Origin of the sequence: Microbacterium proteolyticum (genome assembly GCF_030818075.1) — a bacterium.
GTDB classification, from domain to species: Bacteria; Actinomycetota; Actinomycetes; order Actinomycetales; family Microbacteriaceae; genus Microbacterium; species Microbacterium proteolyticum_A.
The window spans coordinates 546094-566587 of the sequence record NZ_JAUSZZ010000001.1 but is presented as its reverse complement, the minus strand read 5'-3'; the positions used below and the strand labels follow the sequence as shown (position 1 = coordinate 566587).

Sequence of the window (20494 nt, the reverse complement as noted above, 5' to 3'; positions counted from 1 at the left end):
CGGGCGCCGACCCCCCCCGGCCACCGGGCGCAAGATGGAGGTATGCCCTCTCCCGACAGCCCCGGCGTGCGGGTGATGGCTGGCCTCGTGATCCCCGCCGCCGAGCTGTCATGGCGCTTCTCGCGGTCGTCGGGACCGGGCGGGCAGGGCGTGAACACGGCCGACTCCCGCGTGGAGCTGAGGTGGGATGCCGCGGGCTCCCGCGCCCTGTCCGCCGTGCAGCGCGAGCGGCTCCGGCAGCGGCTGGAGGGACGCCTCATCGACGGGGTGCTGATCATCGTGGCATCCGAGCACCGAAACCAGCTGCGCAATCGCGACGCCGCGCGGGAGCGCCTCGCCGCGATCGTCGCCGACGCGGTGCGTCCGCCGGCCCCGCCGCGGCGCGCGACGAAGCCCACCCGCGGTTCGAAGGAACGCCGTCTGCAGGCCAAGCAGCGTCGCACCGACGTGAAGCGCATGCGTCAGCGGCCGACGGACTGACCTGTCTGCGGTGAACGGCGCGTGAGTGTCGCCGACACCGCCACGTTCTCTTCCGCGCGTGCGGGTGGTCGAGACCGGCGATCGGAGCAGCCGACCGGAACGCCGACGCCCCCACCACGAGGGCGGGGGCGCCGGAGGGGCTCAGGATGCCGAGCCGGACGGGGTCTTCTTCGCGCGGGGCGCGGGGGCCGCGGCGACGGGGCGTCCGCTGCGGGACTGACCCGGGAGGGGGCGCGAGCGGCGGCCGTAGATGAGCTCCGACGAGTCGAGCAGCCACGGCACGAGCGTGATCGAGACGCCGTGCACGAGCATGAGCTGCTGCGCGAGTCGGCGCGAGCGGCGGTTGTGGAGGATCGACTCCCACCAGTGGCCCACGATGAACTGCGGCAGGTAGACCGTCACCACGGCCGAACCGTTCTTCTCGCGGTACCGCTTGATGAACGTCGACACCGGCGATGTGTACGTGCGGTACGGCGACTCGATGATCACCAGCGGCACCGGGATGTCGTGCTCGGCCCACTCCCGCTGCAGCTTCGCGGCATCCTCGTCGGTGATCGCCACGTGCACCGCGAGCGTCTTGTCGTGCTTGGCGGCGAGGGCGTAGTCGATCGCCTTCATGACGGGCTTCTGCAGGCGGTTGACCAAAACGATGGCGACGTCGCCCGACGACCCGAAGTGCACGGTGTCATCCATCCGGATCTCGTGCTCGACGTCGCGGTAGTAGCGATTCACCCCGACCATCAGCGTGGCGAGGATGGGGATGGCGATGAAGACCAGCCACGCACCGTGCGTGAACTTCGTGATCGTGACGATCAGCAGCACGAGCACGGTCATGGCCGCGCCGACCGAGTTGATCCACAGGCCCGAGATGGCCGAGCGCCGCTCGTAGGCCGCCGACTGCTGCTTGGCCGCCTCGGGGGGCAGGTCGCGCAGCCCTCGCAGCACGCGGCGCCAGTGCCGGACCATGCCGAGCTGGCCGAGTGAGAACGAGACGAACACGCCGATGATGTACAGCTGGATCAGGGTCGTCAGGTTGGCCTGGTAGACGATCAGCACGCCGATGGCGACGATGCCGAGGATGATCATGCCGTTGGAGTACACGAGGCGGTCGCCGCGGGTGTTGAGCGCCTTCGGGGCGTAGCCGTCGCGGGCGAGCACCGATCCCAGCAGCGGGAAGCCGTTGAACGCAGTGTTGGCCGCCAGCAGCAGCACGCACGCGGTGGCGGCCTGGATGATGAAGAAAAAGATGCTGCCCGCACCGAAGGTCGCGGCGGCGACCTGGGCCATCAGGCTCGGCTGCGGGTTGTTGGCGCAGTCGAAGCCGATGAGATGGCAGGGGTTCTCGGCGTAGTGCACGTTCGCGATCAGGGCGAGGGCGGTCAGACCGGCGAACAGCAGGATGGCGATGCCGCCCATGAGCGTGAGCGTGGTCTGAGCGTTGCGGATCTTCGGCATCCGGAACGCGGGGACGCCGTTCGACACGGCCTCCACACCCGTCAGGGCCGAACAGCCGCTCGAGAACGCGCGGAGCACGAGCAGGATGAGGGCCGCTTGCGTGAGCGACTCCGCCTCCACGGCGTACTGCGCGCTGGAGGCGACGGGGGCGTCGCCCGCCAGCGTGCGCGCCAGGCCCACGACGATCATGACCGCGACCGAGCCGATGAAGAGGTAGGTCGGAATCGCGAAGACGCTCGACGCCTCGCGCACGCCGCGGAGGTTGACGATGACGATGAGGATGACGAACCCGACGGCGATCTCGACGCGGAACGGGTTCAATTCCGGCAGCGCCGAGATGATGTTGTCGACACCGGATGCCACCGACACGGCCACCGTGAGCACGTAGTCGACCAGCAGGGCCGCCGCCACGACGACGCCGGGGATCTCGCCGAGGTTCTTGCTCGCGACCTCGTAGTCGCCGCCGCCCGAGGGGTAGGCCTTGATGAGCTGGCGGTAGCTGAGCACCACCACGACCAGCAGCACGACGACCGCGATCGCGACCCACGGGCTGAGGGTCAGCAGGGCCGTTCCGCCGATGAGGAGGATCATCAGCAGCTCCTGCGGCGCATAGGCCACGGAGGAGAGGGCGTCGGAGGCGAAGATGGGCAGCGCCATCTTCTTGGGCAGCAGCTGCTCGTCGAGCTTTTCCGACGTGAGGGGCTCGCCGATCAGGATGCGTTTCGCGATCGGCGTCTCTTCGCCGTCAACGCGACTTTCGTCAGTCACGGCGCGCGACATTACGCGTACTGGGGGTTCTGCGCAATCCGGCGCGCTCGGCGTTCACCGTCTGGTCGCTCGTCGGCAGAGGCGGAATGAAGCCCCTGTCTCCGCGGCATCTCCTCCGCAACGATCCGTCGCCGTCGCCCGTCGCATCCGCGAACGATGCGGCATCCCGGCTACCCGGTACGACTACGACCCGCAGGAGTGACTCGCACAGGCCGCGACGAAGGCGGCGAGGGCATCGGCGCCGCCGTGGTCGGAGGCGCTGACGGTGACGACGGCGTCGCCGGCGAAGATGACGAGCTGGCCGTGCGCGCCGTGCAGCCGCCAGGCGTCACCGGGTCCCTCCCATCCCGCGAGGGCGTAGCGGCGGTAACCGTCCGCGTCGCTGCCCGTGGTCACCCAGTCCGCGTGCATGGCATCCACGATTCCGGCCGAGACGAGGCGTCGTGCGTCGAAGATCCCGCGGTCACGGAGGAGCAGGCCCAGCCGCGCCATCTCGTCGGTGCGCAGGGCGATGCCCTCGCCGCCGAGCACGCGGCCGTGCGGGCAGCGGCGCCAGGTGATGTCTGCGAGGCCGAGGGGCGCGAACAGGCGCGTGCGCAGGTACGCCTCGACGTCGCCCGTGCGCTGAGCGAGGGCGTGCATCGCGGTGTAGGTGCTCGCGTTGGAGTACTGGAAGACCCGACCGCGCGACGGACGGGACAGGAATTCGGCGGCGAGGTCGGGCCAGTCCGTCATCATCGTCTCTGAATACGCGAAGTCGATGCCGCTCGTCATCGTCAGCAGCTGCCATAGGGTCGCGGCGGCGGCGGTGGGCAGCAGTTCGCTCACCGGGGTGTCGAACGTCACCAGCCCCTCATCCGCCGCGATGCCCACGGCGAGCACAGCGATCGCCTTGCAGACGGAATGGATCTCTTCGCGCGAATCGGGGGTCCACCGCCGTGTCGCGACGTCGTCGCCGACCCGCACGTGCAGGCCATGCGCGGTGAAACCGGTGTCGTCGATGCGGGCACCGATCTCGTCTCGGAGATGCTCGGCGCGGGTCATTCCCCCAGTCTCCCGCGCGACGCGGGGGTTTTCCCTATGCTCGCGACGTGAATGACATCCTGGGATCGGGCGTTCTCGCGGTGCTGGCCGGCGCCGTCGTGGCGGTGCTCGCCTTCGTGCCCTTCGTGGCGATCAGCTACCGCCGTCGCGGCGGGCTGACTCTCGCGCGCACCGCGCTGTGGGCGGGCGCCGCGGTGTACTTCTGGGCGATCTGGACGTACACGCTCGTCCCGATGCCCGAGACCGACGACTTCCGCTGCCGCGGCGTGAACCTCCGCCCGTTCGAGTTCGTCGACGATATCCGCGCCGCCGTCGCGGTCTCGGGCCGCTACCTGACCGATCCCGTCGTGCTGCAGGTCGCTTTGAACGTGCTGCTCTTCCTCCCGCTCGGCTTCTTCCTCCGGGTGCTCGGGGGGCGCGGCATCCTGATCGCAGGACTCGCCGGACTGGGGATCTCGGCCATCATCGAGACGACCCAGCTCACCGGGGTGTGGGGGATCTTCCCGTGCGCATATCGCGTCTTCGACGTCGACGACCTCATCGCCAACACCTCGGGGGCGCTGCTCGGCTCGCTCGTGGCGTTCGCCGTGCCGGCGCAGCATCGCGGGGCGAGGAAGGCTCCGGATGCCGAGACCCCGCGCCCGGTGACCCGTCGCCGTCGTGTGCTGGGCATCGTGTGCGACGTCGTGGGCGTCGGGCTCGTCGGCTTCGCGGTGTCGGTCGTGGTGCAGGCGGCGATCAGCCTCACCCTCGGGGAGTCGGCGACCTTCTCGACCGACGAGGTCGCCTCCCTCGCCGGCACCGTCGTCTCGGCGGGGCTCTGGCTGGTCGTGGTGCTCGCGACGGGTCGCTCGATCGGCGACCTCGCGACGCGCGTGCGCTTCACCGACGGCGTGCTGCCGCGGTGGGCGGCACGGCCGCTGCGTTTCGTCACGGGTGCCGGGGCGTTCACCGTGCTCAGCGCTCTGCCGGCGCCGTGGTCGCTCTCGGCGTTCGCGCTCGGACTCGCCACCGTCGCTCTGCTCTTCGTCTGGCGCGACGGCCGGGGACTCACCGGATGGCTGGGCCGTCGCCGACTCGTCGACGACCGGGCGGGCGTGGTGAGCCCGACGGTCGACCGTGATCATGTGGGTCGTTGAATCGAGAATGCGCGGCGCGGAGAGGCGAATGACAAGGTTTGTCATCTTGTTGAGACTTCGAGGATGGCGACCATGAACATCTGGGTCTGAGCGTTCCTGAGGATGACGCTGCGCCAACCCCCGAGGCCGATCCGAGGACCGGCATCCCGTCGGCGTCGACGGGGAGAACGAACCGCACGAGCAGGAGACGACAGATGAGCACCAGGACCATCACCGGCAACCTCGCGGTCGACCCCGAGGCCGTGCAGGCGGGTCGCGTGCAGATCGTGAAGCTGCGCGTGATCGAGAACACCGGCGAGTACCGCGCGGGGGAGTGGACCCCGCACGAGGCCCCGACGACGCATTTCGTGGAAGCAAAGTTCGAACTGGGCGAACACGTGCTCGCGTCGCTGCACAAGGGTGACGCGGTAATCGTCGTCGGCCACGAGCGCACAGTCGCATGGGGCGAAGGCGACGACCGCCGCCACGGCCGCGTCCTCGAAGCCGACGCAATCGGCTCAGACCTCTCCCGCGCGACCGCCGTCGTCACCCGCTCCCCGCGCGCGCCGCGCGGCGGCGCCGCGGCTGAGTAGCAACCACGCACGTAATCAACGGGGCTTTATGGGAGGGCGGCGCGTCCCGTCTGGGCGAGTCACCCACCCGCCGTTGGTGACTTTTGCGAAGTCTAGGTTCGCGTACCCGCGGTCGGTGATGGTGGCGTCGGAGAAATTAATGGTCCCGCTATTGGTGATTGTCGTGTTGTCGACGTTTACGACCCCGCCGTTGGTGACACTCGCGAAGTCGAGGCTCACGGACCCGCGGTTAGTGATGGTCGCGCTGGCGAGGAGCACGTACCCGCCGTTGGTTATGGTCGCGCCGGTGAGGTTCACGGACCCGCGATCGGTGATGGTTGCGCCGGAGAGGTATACGGCCCCGCGGTTGGTGATTTTCGCTTCGGCAAGAATCACGGCTCCGCCGTTGGCGATAGTCGTCAAGCTGAGGTCCACGGTGAAGTCGATGTGCGCACCGGCGAGATTGAGGACGCGGTTGTGCCAGCGGGCTGGCCCATCTTCCCGGAGATGTGTGCGGATGACGGCGTAGCCGGCTTGTTTGACGGAGACTTCCTGCGGAGTTGTGCGTTGAGCTTCGCGACGCTCGGAGGGGTCTAGCTGGTCGTGTTCTTCCTCGCTGAGTGGACCGAGCATCTCGTCCGAGCGGGGCGCGCGGAGGTAGCCGGTGAGGACCTCGATGCACACCTGCACCTCGTCGGATTTCCCGAACGCATCCCAGTCGTCTGCGAGGGCGCCTAGGGCAAAGAGGGCGGCCTGACGGTTGACGGGTGCGGTGTCGCTGAGGAGCTTGACGGTCGTGACGAACCGTTCCCGCAATGCTCTCTCTGTCTCGATGCGCCGTTGCGCGTCGACCTCGTCGCGCCGCGCTTGCTCCCGTTCCCTGTCGTCGTGAAGCCGTTCCCGATCGCGTGCCGCCGCCTCGAGCTCCTGACGGTGGCGGGAGAGGCTGAGGCCGACGCCGACGAGTGCGATGGTCCCGCCGAGCGCGAACAGCACGGCAGTCGTTGCCGGGCCGAGGAATGCGGCACGTTCTTGTGAAGTGAGGTCGGGGAACCAGTTCGCCAGCAGGCGGTCAGGAACCTTCAGGAGGAGGACGCCGCCGACGATGACGTAGAGAACCACACCAGCGGTGACGAGCGTGCCAAACCGACGCCACCACCGCACTCTCGTGACCGTGCCGTTCGGGCTCTTGGCGTTGCTGCGCTGGTCGGGGTCCACAGCACGATTGTGGGGCACGAACGGCTATCAGTTCGTCGCCCGACGACGCCGGCAGTTTCGCGGGGGAGGGGCGTGGTCCGGCCGAGGCCGGCCGGTGAGGGGCGTTCCCTCACGCTCCCCGGTGTTCCGCCTGCGGCGGGGCGCGAGCTCCGCCCGCGCAGCGGTGACGGAGCACCGCCGGAGCGAGCCGCTACGCGGCCCGGTTTCCCCGTTTTCTTCACCTCTCCGCGGTTTCAACCTACTTCGCTCCATCGGCTACGTGCCGTCTTTCTCGGACGCGGTCGCAAGCTCCCTTATTTCGCCCGAGAAAGACGTCACTCCGCCGCCTCCGCTCAGTTGGTTTTCACTCGCCGGAGAGGCAAAGAAAAACGATCTGGAAGACGACAAAAGCCCCGTAGTAATGGAAGTACCACGGGACCCGTCGCCTTCATGATCGCACACCGATCAAGGAGAAACCATCGTGAGCATCACCACCGGAACCGGGACCATCGAGCACATCGACCCGACCACCCTCGTCATCGAGGCGAACGTGCGCACCAGCGCTCCCGTGACGAAGGATTTCATCGCGTCGATCCGCGAGAACGGCGTCATCACCCCGATTCTCGCCCGCCGCGACGAGCACGGAAACGTCATCGTCCGCGCTGGTCAGCGCCGCACCCTCGCAGCCCGCGAGGCCGAGGTGCCTACCGTCCCCGTCTACGTGGTGGAGGGCGACGACACCACCGCGGACCGGATCATTCAGCAGATCATCGAGAACGACCAGCGCGCCGACCTCAGCACCGCGGATCGCACCGCCGCGTGGGCGCAGCTGGCGTTTGAGGGCATCAGCGCCGCGCAGACCGCCAAGCGCACCGGCACCAAGACCGACGCGGTGAAGAAGGGGCTCGCCGTCGCGGAGTCCGCCACGGTCACGTCCGCTCTCCACGAGCACGCGCTGACGCTCGACCAGGCCGCGGTGCTGTTGGAGTTCGAGGACGACGCCGACGCCCGTGCGCACCTGATCGAGGTCGCCACCACCGACCCGACCCAGTTCGAGCACACCGCGCAGAGCCTCCGCGACGACGCCGCGGAAAAGGCCAACCTCGCCGCCGTCGAGCAGGAACACATCGACAACGGGTTTCAGGTGCTCACCCGTGGCGAGGCGTACGGGGAGGAAAGCTCGTGGGTGATCCTTCGCAAGCTCCGCACCGCGGAGGGCGAGCAGGTCACCGCCCAGCACATCGCCGCCGTCCCGGCGCGCGGGGTGCTGATCGAGGTGAACTACTACGGCGAAATCAATGCGACGTACCTCGTGCAGGACCCCACCGGGGCCGGTTTCGTCTTCGCCTACCCCAGCGACGTGCCCGCCGAGCCGCTGACCGCGGAGCAGATCGAGGAAGAGCGCGTGGAGCGCTCCGCCGAGCGCAAGGCGCTCATCGCCAACAACAAGGCGTGGAACGCCGCTGAGACGGTGCGCCGCGAATGGATCGCGACGTTCCTGTCTCGCAAGACGCTGCCGAAGGACGCTGACCGGGTGATCGCGCTGGGCCTGACCGCTCACCGGTTCTCGGTGTCGTCCGCGATGTCGGGCGGCAATGACCTCGCGCACACGTTCCTGGGCGTCGAGCGGCCCTCCGGTTTCCGCACCGACGCCCTGGCCGCGCTGGTGGAGGCCAACCCCGGCAAGGCCCGCCTGGTGGCCCTGGCGGTCGTTCTCGCCGGGGCTGAGTCCAACACCAGTAAGGAATCGTGGCGACGCGGCGACGAGCGCGCCGCCGCGCTGTTCCGCCAGCTCGCCGCGTGGGGATACACCCTCTCCCCGGTCGAGCAGATCGTCACCGGCGACACCACCCCCGCCGAAGCCGCGGGCCTCGCCTGACCAACCGGACGGGGACCGGCTCACGCCGGTCCCCGTCACCCGCGGCATCACCCTGCCGCATCACCCCCTTTTCTCACCCTCTTTCTCACCCCGCGGCATCACCCTCAGCTGCACAGGAAGGCGCACCATGACCACCACCACGACACCCGCCGTCGACGTCGACGTGTGGGGACACACCGCGGCGCTGCGCGAGGCGGAAGCCGCCGTTAACGCCGCCACGGCATCCGGCGACGTCGACCGGATCGCCGCGGCCGCGCACGCGCTCATCGTCGCCGCGGCCGCGCACGGCTGGCCCACCGCGACCGCCCTGGTGTTTACCTAATGACCGGTCCAGTCGCTCACGTATGGGGGCTGTGGCGCGTGGTCGACGTCGCCGGGCGCGTTCTGCGCGAATGGGAGGACGAACCCGGCGACATGACCGACGAGTCAGAAGAAGAGCTTGTCGCGCTCGACCTCATCACCAACCGGGCCGCGACGCTGCACGCCACGGACTACGGCACCCCGACGGGCACCGCGGCGACGGTGCTGCACACGCTCACGCTCTGAGCATGGCGGCGGGCCGACCCTGACCGGGCCGGCCCCGCACGAGGGGGAGACCCCCTCGACCCCCCTCCAACGAGGGTCGCGGGTTCCCCGCTCGAGCACGGTCAGCTGCGCGGCCGCGGCTTGTACTTCTTGCCCGCGCGAATGTTGACGTTCTCGATGACGCCGACGACGGCCAGGCCCGCGGCGACGAGAAGGATGATCGCCCACCCGAGCACGTTCAGCCACGTGCCGGCGAACACCGCCGCCGTCTGCTCCGCCGCGATCGCGAAGAGCATGAACGACGCACCGAACCACACCATGCCGTTAGACACCAACGCCGCCTGAGCGAGCTTCGACCGCTTCTGAGACATGCGCACACCATCGCACCGGAGGCTGTGTGCGTCCACGGGTTGCGTGACCTGTCAGAACGTTGCGCAGGGGGCTCCGAGGATGGTGCAGCGTGTCATTTTGGGGGGCGGCGGAGGAACATCGCCAACACTTCGCGTGCGGTTTTGCCGACAGGGCCTGTATTGAAGGCCGCCACGTACACAATCGGCAGACCGAGCAAGCTGACAATAATTGCGGCCGGTGAGAGATCCACCGCCAATGAAGCGACGTCGAGCATCGCGTCTCCCAACTAGCGCCAGCCAGGACAGGCGTTGATGGTAGACGGTTGCGTAAGTCGAGAATATTTACCGGCATAAGAGCCCGCGGAGTTCGGACTACGTAGCGTCCTCCTGGGGACACGTAGATTTCCGAACATCCGTTGTGCTCGCCGGTTGCTTCCGGCACTCCCGGTGCCGTCCACTTGGCCACCTCGGGTCCCGCCCGAAGTGGCAATCTTGCACATCATCCGGGCATCGCGCCTCAAAATGATGATGTGCGGGCATCGCGCCCTCACTCGTTGGTCGTTCCCAGCATCTCGCCAGTTACGAGGGTGTTGAGTGTCCGCTCCCAGCATCGCGCCGGTTACGTAGGTGTAGCTCCTCTTCCGGACTCAATCCGGTTGAGTATCCGCTTCCAGCGTTTCGCCGGTTGCGTGGGGTGTTGCTCCTCTTCCAGACTCAATCCGGTTGAGTATCCGCTTCAGGCGTTTCGCCCGTCGCAGCCTCCTCCGGACTCAATCCGATGGAGTGCGTTAACCATACGGCAAGAGAGACCGACCGGTTCGCAAACGGGCGGCGTGTCGCGCCGCTAACGGCTTCCCCGGCTGGTGCGAGGTGCGCGGTGCGAACCGATTAGTTCGGGCCGGGGCGGTCGACGCGGGCAAGTGCTCCGTGCTTCAGTATGACCCTGAGCTGATGAGGTGACAGGTTCGCCCTTCGCGGCGTGCAGGTCACCTGGACTAGGAGGATGCAATGGGCGTAGCGGAATTTTTGTCTCGGGGAGATGTCGTCAATGTGGTCCTAACCGAGGAGGCGTATCCCTTCGTTCGTGACGAAGAGGAACGCGCGCGCCTGAATCTCGACCGCAATGGACTGCAGGGTCGAGTGGTCTTCGCCGATCAAGTAGGACTGCACGTGCACAGCCACGGTGGCCGGTGCATGCCCTTGTTCGAGGGCGACAGCAGCAAAGTCGAGGATGCCGACCTTGACGAAAGCCGCGGCACATTTTTTCCTTGGGGCTCGGTGGTCTCCGTGGTCAGAGTTACCGATTCCGCGCAGTACGAGGAGAGCTGGCAGAAGCATGAACGCGATGAACAGGCGTTCTACAACGCAAATGGATCATGGGCCGAGTCCGGTCATGAGTTCTTCTCGTGGAGAAACTCCATTTCTCAGACGGCCTATGACGCCGCGTACAACGGTCCTGACCGCGATTAGTCGCTGCACGCGGGCTCGAGCACGGCGTAGCCAGTAGTGGTGCGGAACCAATCCGTTTCGCTCGCTTAGGGACGCTCCCAGCGGTAATCACTGACCCAGAGGCCAGGGATCACTTCGCGATCGCCCACATGCGTGAACGCCAAGCCTTCGTAAAGGTTTCGAGCCGGCCCATTCAGAAGTCCGGTCGACACGACGATGCGGGACCCGTGAGTCATCGCGTCGCGGACGAGTCGACGTCCGATACCGAGTCGGTGGGACGTGGGATCGACCACCAACCGGTGGATATCCACCTCATCGTCCTCAACGTGGAATGCGATTGCACCCCTGATTGACCCGCTGCTATCGCGATCCACGATCCACCAGAGCGCGGCAGCGCGCAGGTCCACCTCAGTCTCATGAAGAGCAGGAATGCGCTCATCACCGATCAGACCCGCTTCCACCTGGTAGGCCGCGCGCTGGATCCGCAGGAGTGCAGCCACATCGGCGTCGGCCAGAGCTGCGCTGCTGTCGTCCACGGGTCAACTATCGGGCATCGGCGCCGCGAGCGTGATGGTGGTGCAAAACCGATCGGTTTTGCGTCGCTTCAGCGGTTGCTAGCGTCGAGGCCCCCTGAGGATGACGATGACGCCGTAGACGACCATTGCTACGCCTGCCGTGATGATGACTGGCCCGTAGGTTCCGGCAGGGATCTGCAGGCGACCGAACGGCTCGTTGTCCGGGATGAACCCTGTAACAGCGGCCCCGATGCCGATGACCACAACGCCCATGATCAGTAGGAGCCAGCGGACTCTGGGGGGATCTGTCGCCACACGTGAATGCTGTTGGCAATCTGCCTCCCGCGCAACTGTCGGTGGTGCGAAACCGATCGGTTTCGCACCACCCCCGCGGCCCGTCGACCTGGTGCGGAATCCCGCGCATCGGCATGGTGCAAAACCCCCGTGCAAAAGCCGAACTGATTCAAAACCCGATCTGACCCTTACGCGCCAGCCGTTCGGGCGTCGGCGATGCGTCCGGTGAAGAGGAGCAGGGGTGCTTCTCGAGCAGTGCACCGGCGTCTCGCTTCCACCCCGCCGCCACCACCGCGCATGAAAGGGCGGTGCCCCGGTGCACCCGGATCGGCCGCCCGCTACGTTGGCCGCATGAGAGAGGCACTGACGCCCGCCGACGCGCGCATCCTCGCGCTGGAGTCCGACGTCGTGCACGGACATGCCCTCAAGCTGCTCGTGCTCGAGCCCGGCGAGGCACTGGATCTCGAAGCGGTGCGGGGCAGTGTCGCGGCGCGGCTGGCCGCGTTTCCCCGGGGCCGTCAGGTCGTCATCGACGACGGTGACGGACCCGCGTGGGTCGACGTCGACGATGTCGACCTCGCGCACCACGTGCGCCGACACGCGGCGCAGGACCCCGTCGAGCTGCGCGCAGTGGTCGGGCGATTGATGTCCGAGCCTCTCGATCGGTCCCGTCCGCTGTGGACGGTCGACCTCGTCGGCCCGCTGACCGACGGGCGCGAGGCGGTCGCGGTCCGCCTGCATCACGCGCTCGCCGACGGGCTCACCGCGGTGCGCTTCCTCGAGTCGGTGATCTTCGAGCCGCACGACGCCCCGGCGCACGAGGTCGGTGTGCGTGACCCCGCAGCCCGTCCGACGCGGTGGAGCGAGTGGGAGCGGATGCCGATGACCCTCGCGCGCGAGCTCGGTCACCCGGGTTCGCGCTCGCCGTTCGACCGTCCGATCACCGCGCGGCGCGCGCTCGCCTTCGTCGACGTGCCGCTCTCCGAGGCGCGGTCCGTGGGCGCCTCGCGTCCGCAGCACGCGACGGTGAACGACGTGCTCCTCGCCGTCATCGCCGGGGCGCTGCGGCGGCGCCTCCTGCACCACGGCCACACACCCCGCATGAATGCCCAGGTCCCGGTGAGCCTGCACGAGAAGGGGGAGGATGCCGCGGCATCCGGCAACCGGGATTCCTTCGTCGACGTCGGACTCCATCTCGACGAGCCCGACGACCTGCGCCGACTCGATCTGCTGAGCGCGCAGATGCGCGTCCGCAAGCACGCCCACGACGCCCGCTCGCTCGACGAGCTGTTCCACGCGCTGGCCGCCGCCGGACCCGTCGGTACGCGGGTGCGGAGCCTTGCCGACGATCCGCGGGAGTTCGGCCTCGCGATCTCGAACGTGCCCGGGCCGCGGGTGCCGGTGGCCATCGCCGGGCGACGCGTGGGACACGTGTACACCTCGTCGGAACCGGGTCCGCGTCATGCCCTGCGGGTCGCCGCGATCTCGAACGACCGGTGGCTCGGTGTGGGGTTCTGCGTCGATCCCGACGCGGTGCCCGACGTCGAGCTGCTCGCCGACGCCGCACACGACGCGTGGGAGGCGCTGCGCTCCGGCTTGCACTGACCGCGGATGCCGGGGCCGGGGGCGCACAACCGCGGAGCTCTTGGCCGACACGCCGGTGGGCGGTGCCCCGCTCCAGCGAGTCCGGGAATCCGCCCGCCGTTAGGCGCAATTGCAGGCGTCGCGGTCTTGACGCGGGAGCACCACCGCCGTCGAGCACCGCAGTCTCGGCACCGGGCACGACGGCCGCCCGAGCGCCGCAGTCTGGCACCAGAGAACCACCGCCGCCGAGCCGCCGACGTCTCGACGCCGGAGCACCACCGGCGCTGCGCCCCCCGCGCCGCTTAGGCTGGCAGGGAGGGAGTCGGATGTCGTCGAGAGCAGGGCGCGCGCAGCGCGTGGGTCGCGGTGTCGCCGCGGCATCCCTGGCGACCTTCGTCGCAACCGTTTCCCACGCCTCGGTCGGCGCCGCACTACCGCCGGTGCTCAACGTCGTCGTCGCGCTGTGTCTGGCGGTGCCGGTGTGCGTGCTGCTGGCCGGCCGGGCGCTGTCGTGGGGGCGGTTGTCGATCGCGGTCGTGCTGAGCCAGGCGCTGTTCCACACGCTGCTCGCGCTCGACCTGCGAAGCGGTGATGCACCCGCGGGTGCCGGACACCATCACGTGGCTGCCGCCCTCGTGGATGCCGCGGCCGCACCGCACCTGCACGCGGCGGATGCGGCCACCTCGCCGTGGATGTGGGTCGCGCACGCCGTCGCCGCGCTCGTGACGATCGCGGCTTTCGGGCGGGGCGAGCGTGCCGTTCAGGCCGTCGTGCGTTTCCTCGCGGCGGCGATCCGCGCGCTGAGGCCGTTCTCGGGGCTCCCTCCGGTGGGGGATGCCACCGGGCCGGCGCCCGAGCCTCTGCTTCTGACGACGGCGATGACGGTGTTGTCGCCCATGAGGCACCGGGGTCCGCCGCTCGCGGCGTGACCTCGACCCCTCATCCCGCGCGAAGCGCCTCCTCGGCGTGCGCATTCTCAGAAAGCAGCATTCATGTCTCGCAAGACCTCTCTTCGTCGTGCCCTCGTGGGCCTCGCCGCCGGTGCGGCCCTCGCCGTCGCCGCCCCGCTCGCGGCCTCGGCGCACGTCACCGTCAACCCGAACACCGCCACCCCCGGCAGCTACGCCACCGTCAACTTCCGCGTGCCCACCGAGTCGGAGACGGCATCCACCGTCAAGCTCGAGGTGACGCTCCCCACCGACACCCCGCTCAGCGCCGTCCTCGTGCAGCCCGTCGCGGGATGGACGGCGACCGTCGAGAAGGGCGCACTCCCGGAGCCGGTCGAGGTGGACGGCAACACCATCTCGGATGCCGCGCTGAAGATCGTCTGGCAGGCCGACCCGGGCGTCGGCATCGGCCAGGATCAGTTCCAGATCTTCTCCGCGGTGCTGGGGCCGGTGCCCGACACCGGATACCTCGTGCTGCCGGCCGCGCAGACGTACTCCGACGGCACGGTCGTCGATTGGGCGGCCACGCCCGACGAGGTCGCCGCCGACGACACCCTGGAGCCGGCACCCGTCCTGTACGTCAACGACACGCCGCCCACCGCCGGCCACGGCGGCCACGGCAGCCACGGCACGGCGACCGCGGCCCCCGCGATGGAGCACGAGACGGCGGCGGCATCGTCCGACTCGTCGGGCGTCGCGCTGGGCCTCAGCATCGCCGCGCTCGTGGTCGCCGCGGCGGGCGCCGTGCTCGGCGCCCTCGCGTTCGCGCGTCGCCCGAAGCGGAGCTGACCGTGGCATCCCGGACGCTGCTGCGCCGGGCGCTCGCCGGGGCGGTGGTGGTCGCTGCCGCGATGACCGCCGCCCTCGGCGGGGCGACCGCCGCCTCCGCCCACGACTCGCTGGTGTCGTCTTCTCCCCGCCGAGGGTGACTCGGTGTCGTCGCTGTCGGAGGTGCGCCTGGACTTCAGCGCGAACCTCCTCGGCGCCGACGGCGGCAACATCGTCATCGTCGTCGGCCCCGACGGGCGCCACTACGAGAGCGGGTGCGCGGAACTCGCCGGGCCGACGCTCACGCTCCCCGTCGCCCTCGGTGCCCCCGGCGACTACTCCGTCGAGTGGCGAGCCGTCTCGTCGGACGGGCACCCCGTCTCGGGTGTCATCCCGTTCACCTCCACCGGTGAGAGCGTGTCGGCCGGCGCCGAGACCTCCCCGTGCGCGAGCGCGGCGGGGGTCGCCGAAGAGACGGCGCCGGAGGCCACGGGCGGCATGTCGGGCGTCACGCTCGGCCTGCTGCTCGGCGGCGGCGTGGTCGTGCTGGTGGGCGTGCTGATCGTCGTCATCCTGCGCACCCGCACGCGCGAGGACTGACCGGCACCCGAATCACGGATGCCACGACCCGGCGCCCGCAGGCCGGCCGGGTCGTGGCATCCGGGGTGAAAGGTACCGCTCGTTCGGAATGCGCGGTGCTCCGGCGGGCGTCCGCGGTCCTCCGGTCGGTGAGGCTGGACGACGCGAACAGCTGGCGGATGCGGTCACGAGAACAGGGGATGCGGCGAGAACATGCCGATGTGCGCGGGATCGGCCTGTTCTCGTCGCATCCCCTGTCGTCGCGACGGGGACGGACGGGCGTGTCCTACAGGCTCTGGCCCGGAACCGAGAAGGTGTCGCAGGCGTTCACGCCGCTGTCGTAGCCGACGTCGAACCAGCGCGTTCGCTGCTCGCTGGAGCCGTGCGTGAAGCTCTCGGGGTTGACGACACCGCCGGATTCGGCCTGGATGTGGTCGTCGCCGACCGCCGCCGCCGCGGAGAGTGCGTCGGTGATCTGCTGCGGCGTCGGCCGCTGCAGATACGGCGTGCCGTTCTCGTCGACCTGCTCGCCGGCCGCGGCGACCCACGCTCCGGCATAGCAGTCGGCCTGCAGCTCGGTGCGCACACCGTTGCTGTCGGGGCCGGTGCCGTTGTTCGGGTACTGCTGCATGACGCCGGTGAGGTTCTGCACGTGATGGCCGTACTCGTGCGCGAGCACGTACAGCTGCGCGAGCGGCCCTGCGGTCGTTTCTAACTGCTCCCGCAGGATCGCGAAGAACGTCGGGTCGACGAACACGGCCTCATCGGGCGGGCAGTAGAACGGACCCGTCGAGTTCGACGCGGTGCCGCACGAACTCGACGTCGCCCCGTCGACGATGATCAGTTGCGGCTCGCGGTATCCGTCGAGGCGCTCGGCCCAGAACTGGTCGATGTTGAGCGACGCCGCGGCCAGAAGGCAGGCGTCGTCGCGGTTGGCATCCTGACCGGTCTCGCAGTTGGCAATCTCCTCGCCTCCGCTGCCCGGCCCGGCGGGAGCCTGGCCGCCGCCGAGCAAGGGCGTCAGATCGGTGCCGGTGAAGGCCGAGAAGAGCAGCACGATGATCGCACCGAGACCGACGGTGCCGCCGCCCACGGCAGCGACGGTTCCACCCCGCCGGCGCGCTTTGTTGCCGCCGACCCGCGCATTGTCATTGAACGTCACGGGGTCACCGTACTGGGTCGCACATTTTTCGCGACAGGGGCTGGCGTCGGCGGCCGCGGAGGGGTGCGAGCGGCGCCGACGACGTTGGGACGAGCTCGGCGGGGTGCCGTCCCTGGCGGGACGCCGCCTCAGGGCCGGGGTCAGCCGGGGCGCTCGCCGGAAGCTTCATCGGATGAAGCATCTCAGCATGCCTTTACGGTGCTATTGCTTCGCTTTTCGAATCATCTGTTGACGCTGCTTCGTCACCGAGACGACGATCGACCAACGGGCGAAAGCCCGGCGAACGCGTTCTGTGAGACCGTTCCCCGACCCCCGCTCCGCCCCCACGGAGCGGGGGTCTTCTCGGGCGCGAATTAGTGCGACCGGCGAGCTGCGCAGGTTCGGACGCGATGCGCAACCCCTCCCCGGGGGTGCACTCGCACGCGTATCTTCGGTGCCCGAGCAGCAGCGCAGCCCCGGCGTCCGCTCCTCGTTGTACGACAACGATCGGAGTTCGCCCATGTCCTTGACACGCCGTACCTTCCTCGCCGGATCGGGAGCCCTCGCGCTCCCCTTCCTGCTCGCGAGTTGCGGATTCGTCCAGACCGCCCCCGCCGAAAGACGCCAGGGCACCCTCACTTTCACCACCTGGGGAACGGATGCCGAGTTGGCGGGCTTCCGCGCCGCCATCGCCGCGTTCGAAGCAGCGAACGAGGGCGCCACGGTGGAGCTCAATGCCGTGCCCTACGAGCAGATGTTCACGAACATCGACGCGCAGCTGCAGGCGGGCAACCCGCCCGACATCTTCCGCGTGCCCTACTACACGTTCGGCGCCTATGCCGGTCGCGGCCAGCTGCTCGATCTCACGCCGCTGCTCTCCGCCGACCGCCAGGGCCAGTTCACCCCGCAGGCGTGGGCCGCCGTGCAGAACGGGGACGGCACGTTCGGCCTGCCGCACCACACCGACACCTCGGCGATCCTCGTCAACCTCGACCTGTTCCGTCAGGCGGGCATCGACGCGTCCGAGATCCCCACCTCGGCCGACCAGGCGTGGACGTGGGACCAGCTCGACGCGCTCGGCGAGCGCCTGCGCGCCGGGCTCCCCGCCGACCGCTGGCCCTGGGCGTACAACTGGCAGGGCAACGGCGTCACCCGCTGGCTGAGCCTGCTGTTCCAGTCCGACGGGGCATTCCTCGAGTCCGACCAGAAGACGCCGGCCATCGACTCCGACGCCGCTCGCGAGACGGTGGCGTTCTCGAGCTCCTTCTTCACCAAGAACTACGTGCCGGCGAACAACACGATCGCGTCCTCCAGCTACGCGGCCGAGTCGTGGTTCTCGCAGTCGGTCGCAATGGTGTGGTCGGGCGCCTTCCAGATTCCGGATGCCGAGCAGACCGCCGACTTCGAATGGACGGCGACCTTCGCGCCCCGAAATGTTCGCGCCGGCAGCGACTTCGGCGGCAACGCGCTCGTCGCCACCGCGAACACGCAGCAGCCGGAGCTCGCGGCGGCGTTCCTGGAGTTCGTCACCGACGCCGACCCCATGCGCGACTTCTGCCGCGCGGCATCCCTCCTCCCCACCCGTGCCGACCTCCTGAACGACGACCTCGAGTTCGACGTGCGCCCCGACCTCGCGCCGGTGTTCGCGGGGCAGGCGTCGCTCGTGCAGCCGCAGGACGTCGCGCAGGTCGCGAGTCCGTCGATGTCGGCGATCATCCCGGTGCTGAAGGAGCAGCTCGATCTCGCCTTCACCGGAGCACAGGATGCCGCGACCACGGTGACCAACCTGCAGTCGGGCATCGGAGCGGCCACCGGTGGCTGACACGCTCGCCATCCCGGCGCCGCGGACGCAGCAGACTCGACGTCCGCGGCGGCCGGGGGCGCGGCGCGAGGCGCTCGCCGCCTACGGCTTCGTCGCACCGAACTATCTGCTGCTGCTGGTGTTCGTGCTCGTGCCGCTCGGGGGTGCGTTCCTGGTCAGCCTGCAGCGCACCGACGGCTTCGGAGCGGGGGAGTTCGCCGGGCTCGACAACTACGCGCGCCTGGCGAGCGAGCCGTTGTTCTGGCGAGCGCTGGGCAACACGCTGCTGTTCACCGCGTTGGTCACGCCGCTGTCGATGCTGCTCGGGCTCGTGGCGGCGACCCTGCTGAACACCGCCCTGCCGGCGCGCCCGCTCTGGCGCTCGCTGCTGATCCTGCCGATGGCGGTGTCGGGCGTGGCCACCGCGCTCATCGGCGTGCTCATGTTCGATCAGAATTCCGGCATCCTGAACCGCCTGCTGAGCGCCGTCGGACTCTCGCCGGTGACCTGGCAGTCCGACCCCGTGCCGGCGTTCGCCACGATCGTGCTGGCGACGGTTTGGTGGCGCACGGGCTTCAACATGCTCATCTACCTCGCGGGGCTGCAGGGCATCGGCCCCGACCTGTACGAGGCGGCGACGCTCGACGGGGCGAACCGGCTGCAGCGGTTCCGCCACGTCACCGTTCCGCTGCTCGGGCCGACGACGTTCTTCCTCGTCGTGCTCAACGTGATCTTCTCGTTCCAGGTGTTCGACATCGTGTTCGTGCTCACCGGGGGAGGCCCGGGCGGGGCCACCTCGGTGCTCGTCACCTACGCGTACGAGACCGGCTTCGTCACGCGCGACCAGGGCTACGCGGCCGCGATCGGCATGGTGCTGTTCGTCTTCGCCCTGGTGTTCGCGGCGGCGCAGTACCGCGCCAGCCGCACGAAGGACGTGGTCGAGTGAGCATCGACGAGCGGGTGGCATCCGTCTCTCCCGTGGCGCCGCCGACCGTGACCGCCGGGCGCCGGGTGGCCGTTCGGTCGCGGCGCGGCGGACTCGTCGTGCGCACGCTGATCGTCGCGGTGGTGGCCCTTGCCGCGATATCGCCGCTGTACTGGATGCTCGCCGTGGCGTTCTCGTCGCGGGCCGAGCTGCTCGGCGGGCGGGAGCTGCGGCTGTGGCCGCGGGAGGTCACGTTCGAGAACTTCGCGCGCGTCTTCTCGTCGTTCCCCGTCGCGACCTGGTTCGGCAACTCCGTCGCGATCGCGGTGGTGGTCACGCTCATCTCGGTCACGACGAGCCTGCTCGCCGGCTACGCCTTCGCGCAGCTGCGCTTCCGCGGATCGACCGCGCTGTTCTTCCTGGCACTGGCGACCCTCGTGCTGCCGGTGCAGGTGATCATGGTGTCGCTGTTCCGCATCGTCACGGCGTCGGGCCTCTACGGCACGTACTGGGCGGTGATCCTGCCGGTGTCGGCATCCGCGTTCGGGCTGTTCCTCGCGCGGCAGTTCATGCTCGGCATCCCTCGTGAACTCATCGAGGCCGCCCGCTTGGACGGCGCCGGACACCTGCAGACCTTCACGCGCGTGGTGCTGCCGCTGTCGAAGCCGCTCATCGCGGTGCTGGTGTTCATGAGCCTGCTGTCGTCGTGGAACGACTTCGCCTGGCCGCTCATCGCACTCCGCGAGAACCGCCTGTTCACCCTGCCCATCGGCCTGCTGTACCTGCAGGGGCAGTTCGGCAGCGACTACGGGGCGACGATGGCCTACGCGCTGCTGAACGTCGTGCCGATCGCGATCGTGTTCCTCGTCTTCCAGCGGTACTTCGTGGCGGGCTTCGCGCGCAGCGGCATCAAGTGACCGGCGCGTCCGGTGCCTTCGACAGGCTCAGCCACCTGGCGGGGGAGGGGGCCCTGGGTCGGCCAGCGGCCCCCGAGCTCGTCGGAGGTCCCTGAGCTCGTCGGAGGGAGCGCGTAGCGGCATGCGGGACCCGGTGGCTTCGACAGGCTGAGGCACCCGGCGGGGGAGGTCCCTGGGCTTGTCGAA

The 20494-nt window shown here is 69.1% G+C and carries 23 protein-coding genes; 15 read left to right on the top strand and 8 right to left on the bottom strand.

Annotated elements, in window-relative coordinates:
- The first annotated feature begins 42 nt into the window (after positions 1-42).
- Positions 43-480, top strand: a complete 438-nt coding sequence (gene arfB / locus QE392_RS02710) for an alternative ribosome rescue aminoacyl-tRNA hydrolase ArfB (protein WP_307447530.1) — start codon at positions 43-45, stop codon at positions 478-480.
- A gap of 141 nt (positions 481-621) precedes the next feature.
- Here arfB and QE392_RS02705 read toward each other — a convergent pair whose 3' ends face one another.
- Together QE392_RS02705 and QE392_RS02700 are read right to left on the bottom strand one after the other, a co-directional pair.
- Positions 622-2715, bottom strand: a complete 2094-nt coding sequence (locus tag QE392_RS02705) for an APC family permease (RefSeq protein WP_307447525.1) — start codon at positions 2713-2715, stop codon at positions 622-624.
- A gap of 171 nt (positions 2716-2886) precedes the next feature.
- Complete coding sequence (locus QE392_RS02700; RefSeq protein WP_307447522.1) at positions 2887-3747, bottom strand: serine hydrolase domain-containing protein; 861 nt, start codon at positions 3745-3747, stop codon at positions 2887-2889.
- Positions 3748-3794: 47 nt separating this feature from the next.
- On the opposite strand from QE392_RS02700, the gene QE392_RS02695 reads away from it, so the two are divergent.
- Positions 3795-4886: a VanZ family protein gene (locus QE392_RS02695; RefSeq protein ID WP_307447519.1), complete on the top strand. Its 1092-nt coding sequence runs from the start codon at positions 3795-3797 to the stop codon at positions 4884-4886.
- Positions 4887-5080: 194 nt separating this feature from the next.
- Complete coding sequence (locus QE392_RS02690; protein WP_307447516.1) at positions 5081-5458, top strand: single-stranded DNA-binding protein; 378 nt, start codon at positions 5081-5083, stop codon at positions 5456-5458.
- A gap of 15 nt (positions 5459-5473) precedes the next feature.
- On the opposite strand, the gene QE392_RS02685 is transcribed toward QE392_RS02690, so the two are convergent.
- Complete coding sequence (locus QE392_RS02685; RefSeq protein ID WP_307447513.1) at positions 5474-6655, bottom strand: hypothetical protein; 1182 nt, start codon at positions 6653-6655, stop codon at positions 5474-5476.
- Between the two features lie 460 nt (positions 6656-7115).
- On the opposite strand from QE392_RS02685, the gene QE392_RS02680 reads away from it, so the two are divergent.
- The 3 genes from QE392_RS02680 to QE392_RS02670 all read left to right on the top strand — a co-directional run bounded on the left by QE392_RS02680 (position 7116) and on the right by QE392_RS02670 (position 9059).
- On the top strand, positions 7116-8513 hold the full coding sequence (locus QE392_RS02680; RefSeq protein ID WP_307447510.1) for a ParB/RepB/Spo0J family partition protein: 1398 nt from the start codon (positions 7116-7118) through the stop codon (positions 8511-8513).
- Between the two features lie 127 nt (positions 8514-8640).
- Positions 8641-8835: a hypothetical protein gene (locus tag QE392_RS02675; RefSeq protein ID WP_307447505.1), complete on the top strand. Its 195-nt coding sequence runs from the start codon at positions 8641-8643 to the stop codon at positions 8833-8835.
- Positions 8835-9059, top strand: a complete 225-nt coding sequence (locus QE392_RS02670; protein WP_307447501.1) for a hypothetical protein — start codon at positions 8835-8837, stop codon at positions 9057-9059. Before QE392_RS02675 ends, QE392_RS02670 begins: the two co-directional genes overlap by 1 nt.
- A 101-nt stretch (positions 9060-9160) precedes the next feature.
- Here QE392_RS02670 and QE392_RS02665 read toward each other — a convergent pair whose 3' ends face one another.
- Together QE392_RS02665 and QE392_RS02660 are read right to left on the bottom strand one after the other, a co-directional pair.
- Positions 9161-9409 (bottom strand): hypothetical protein, encoded by a 249-nt coding sequence (locus QE392_RS02665; protein WP_307447498.1) that lies wholly within the window; start codon positions 9407-9409, stop codon positions 9161-9163.
- A gap of 92 nt (positions 9410-9501) precedes the next feature.
- On the bottom strand, positions 9502-9663 hold the full coding sequence (locus tag QE392_RS02660) for a hypothetical protein (RefSeq protein ID WP_307447493.1): 162 nt from the start codon (positions 9661-9663) through the stop codon (positions 9502-9504).
- 733 nt (positions 9664-10396) lie between these two features.
- Here QE392_RS02660 and QE392_RS02655 point away from each other — a divergent pair.
- Positions 10397-10858: a hypothetical protein gene (locus QE392_RS02655; RefSeq protein WP_307447490.1), complete on the top strand. Its 462-nt coding sequence runs from the start codon at positions 10397-10399 to the stop codon at positions 10856-10858.
- A 65-nt stretch (positions 10859-10923) separates the two neighbouring features.
- On the opposite strand, the gene QE392_RS02650 is transcribed toward QE392_RS02655, so the two are convergent.
- Together QE392_RS02650 and QE392_RS02645 are read right to left on the bottom strand one after the other, a co-directional pair.
- On the bottom strand, positions 10924-11373 hold the full coding sequence (locus QE392_RS02650; RefSeq protein WP_307447487.1) for a GNAT family N-acetyltransferase: 450 nt from the start codon (positions 11371-11373) through the stop codon (positions 10924-10926).
- Positions 11374-11451: 78 nt separating this feature from the next.
- Positions 11452-11667, bottom strand: coding sequence for a hypothetical protein (locus tag QE392_RS02645; protein WP_307447482.1), 216 nt, complete (start codon positions 11665-11667; stop codon positions 11452-11454).
- A 330-nt stretch (positions 11668-11997) separates the two neighbouring features.
- Between QE392_RS02645 and QE392_RS02640 the strand changes: the two genes are divergently transcribed.
- The 5 genes from QE392_RS02640 to QE392_RS02620 all read left to right on the top strand — a co-directional run bounded on the left by QE392_RS02640 (position 11998) and on the right by QE392_RS02620 (position 15545).
- Positions 11998-13251 carry a wax ester/triacylglycerol synthase domain-containing protein gene (locus QE392_RS02640; protein ID WP_307447479.1) on the top strand — a complete coding sequence of 418 codons (1254 nt, stop codon included), beginning with the start codon at positions 11998-12000 and terminating at the stop codon, positions 13249-13251.
- Positions 13252-13556: 305 nt separating this feature from the next.
- Positions 13557-14159, top strand: a complete 603-nt coding sequence (locus tag QE392_RS02635) for a hypothetical protein (RefSeq protein ID WP_307447475.1) — start codon at positions 13557-13559, stop codon at positions 14157-14159.
- A 63-nt stretch (positions 14160-14222) separates the two neighbouring features.
- Entirely contained in the window at positions 14223-14966 is a 744-nt protein-coding gene (locus QE392_RS02630; protein WP_307447472.1) for a YcnI family protein, read from the top strand.
- 2 nt (positions 14967-14968) lie between these two features.
- Positions 14969-15106 carry a hypothetical protein gene (locus QE392_RS02625; protein WP_307447468.1) on the top strand — a complete coding sequence of 46 codons (138 nt, stop codon included), beginning with the start codon at positions 14969-14971 and terminating at the stop codon, positions 15104-15106.
- A gap of 4 nt (positions 15107-15110) precedes the next feature.
- Positions 15111-15545 (top strand): copper resistance CopC family protein, encoded by a 435-nt coding sequence (locus QE392_RS02620; RefSeq protein WP_307447466.1) that lies wholly within the window; start codon positions 15111-15113, stop codon positions 15543-15545.
- A 265-nt stretch (positions 15546-15810) separates the two neighbouring features.
- Here the strand turns inward: QE392_RS02620 and ypfJ are convergent, their stop codons facing one another.
- Positions 15811-16686, bottom strand: coding sequence for a KPN_02809 family neutral zinc metallopeptidase (ypfJ, locus tag QE392_RS02615; protein ID WP_307447464.1), 876 nt, complete (start codon positions 16684-16686; stop codon positions 15811-15813).
- 499 nt (positions 16687-17185) lie between these two features.
- On the opposite strand from ypfJ, the gene QE392_RS02610 reads away from it, so the two are divergent.
- Genes QE392_RS02610 through QE392_RS02600 form a run of 3 tightly spaced genes read left to right on the top strand, consistent with a single transcriptional unit; the run spans position 17186 to position 20308 of the window.
- On the top strand, positions 17186-18487 hold the full coding sequence (locus tag QE392_RS02610; RefSeq protein ID WP_307447462.1) for an ABC transporter substrate-binding protein: 1302 nt from the start codon (positions 17186-17188) through the stop codon (positions 18485-18487).
- Positions 18480-19412: a carbohydrate ABC transporter permease gene (locus QE392_RS02605; protein ID WP_307447459.1), complete on the top strand. Its 933-nt coding sequence runs from the start codon at positions 18480-18482 to the stop codon at positions 19410-19412. Before QE392_RS02610 ends, QE392_RS02605 begins: the two co-directional genes overlap by 8 nt.
- Entirely contained in the window at positions 19409-20308 is a 900-nt protein-coding gene (locus QE392_RS02600; RefSeq protein ID WP_307447456.1) for a carbohydrate ABC transporter permease, read from the top strand. Before QE392_RS02605 ends, QE392_RS02600 begins: the two co-directional genes overlap by 4 nt.
- The last annotated feature ends 186 nt before the right edge of the window (positions 20309-20494 follow it).

Excerpts from the sequence above, each read along its gene's own strand:
- arfB (WP_307447530.1), top strand. The coding sequence starts at position 43 with ATGCCCTCTCCCGACAGCCCCGGCGTGCGGGTGATGGCTGGCCTCGTG.
- QE392_RS02705 (WP_307447525.1), bottom strand. The coding sequence starts at position 2,715 with ATGTCGCGCGCCGTGACTGACGAAAGTCGCGTTGACGGCGAAGAGACG.
- QE392_RS02700 (WP_307447522.1), bottom strand. The coding sequence starts at position 3,747 with ATGACCCGCGCCGAGCATCTCCGAGACGAGATCGGTGCCCGCATCGAC.
- QE392_RS02690 (WP_307447516.1), top strand. The coding sequence starts at position 5,081 with ATGAGCACCAGGACCATCACCGGCAACCTCGCGGTCGACCCCGAGGCC.
- QE392_RS02675 (WP_307447505.1), top strand. The coding sequence starts at position 8,641 with ATGACCACCACCACGACACCCGCCGTCGACGTCGACGTGTGGGGACAC.
- QE392_RS02670 (WP_307447501.1), top strand. The coding sequence starts at position 8,835 with ATGACCGGTCCAGTCGCTCACGTATGGGGGCTGTGGCGCGTGGTCGAC.
- QE392_RS02665 (WP_307447498.1), bottom strand. The coding sequence starts at position 9,409 with ATGTCTCAGAAGCGGTCGAAGCTCGCTCAGGCGGCGTTGGTGTCTAAC.
- QE392_RS02660 (WP_307447493.1), bottom strand. The coding sequence starts at position 9,663 with ATGCTCGACGTCGCTTCATTGGCGGTGGATCTCTCACCGGCCGCAATT.
- QE392_RS02655 (WP_307447490.1), top strand. The coding sequence starts at position 10,397 with ATGGGCGTAGCGGAATTTTTGTCTCGGGGAGATGTCGTCAATGTGGTC.
- QE392_RS02640 (WP_307447479.1), top strand. The coding sequence starts at position 11,998 with ATGAGAGAGGCACTGACGCCCGCCGACGCGCGCATCCTCGCGCTGGAG.
- QE392_RS02635 (WP_307447475.1), top strand. The coding sequence starts at position 13,557 with ATGTCGTCGAGAGCAGGGCGCGCGCAGCGCGTGGGTCGCGGTGTCGCC.
- QE392_RS02630 (WP_307447472.1), top strand. The coding sequence starts at position 14,223 with ATGTCTCGCAAGACCTCTCTTCGTCGTGCCCTCGTGGGCCTCGCCGCC.
- QE392_RS02610 (WP_307447462.1), top strand. The coding sequence starts at position 17,186 with ATGTCCTTGACACGCCGTACCTTCCTCGCCGGATCGGGAGCCCTCGCG.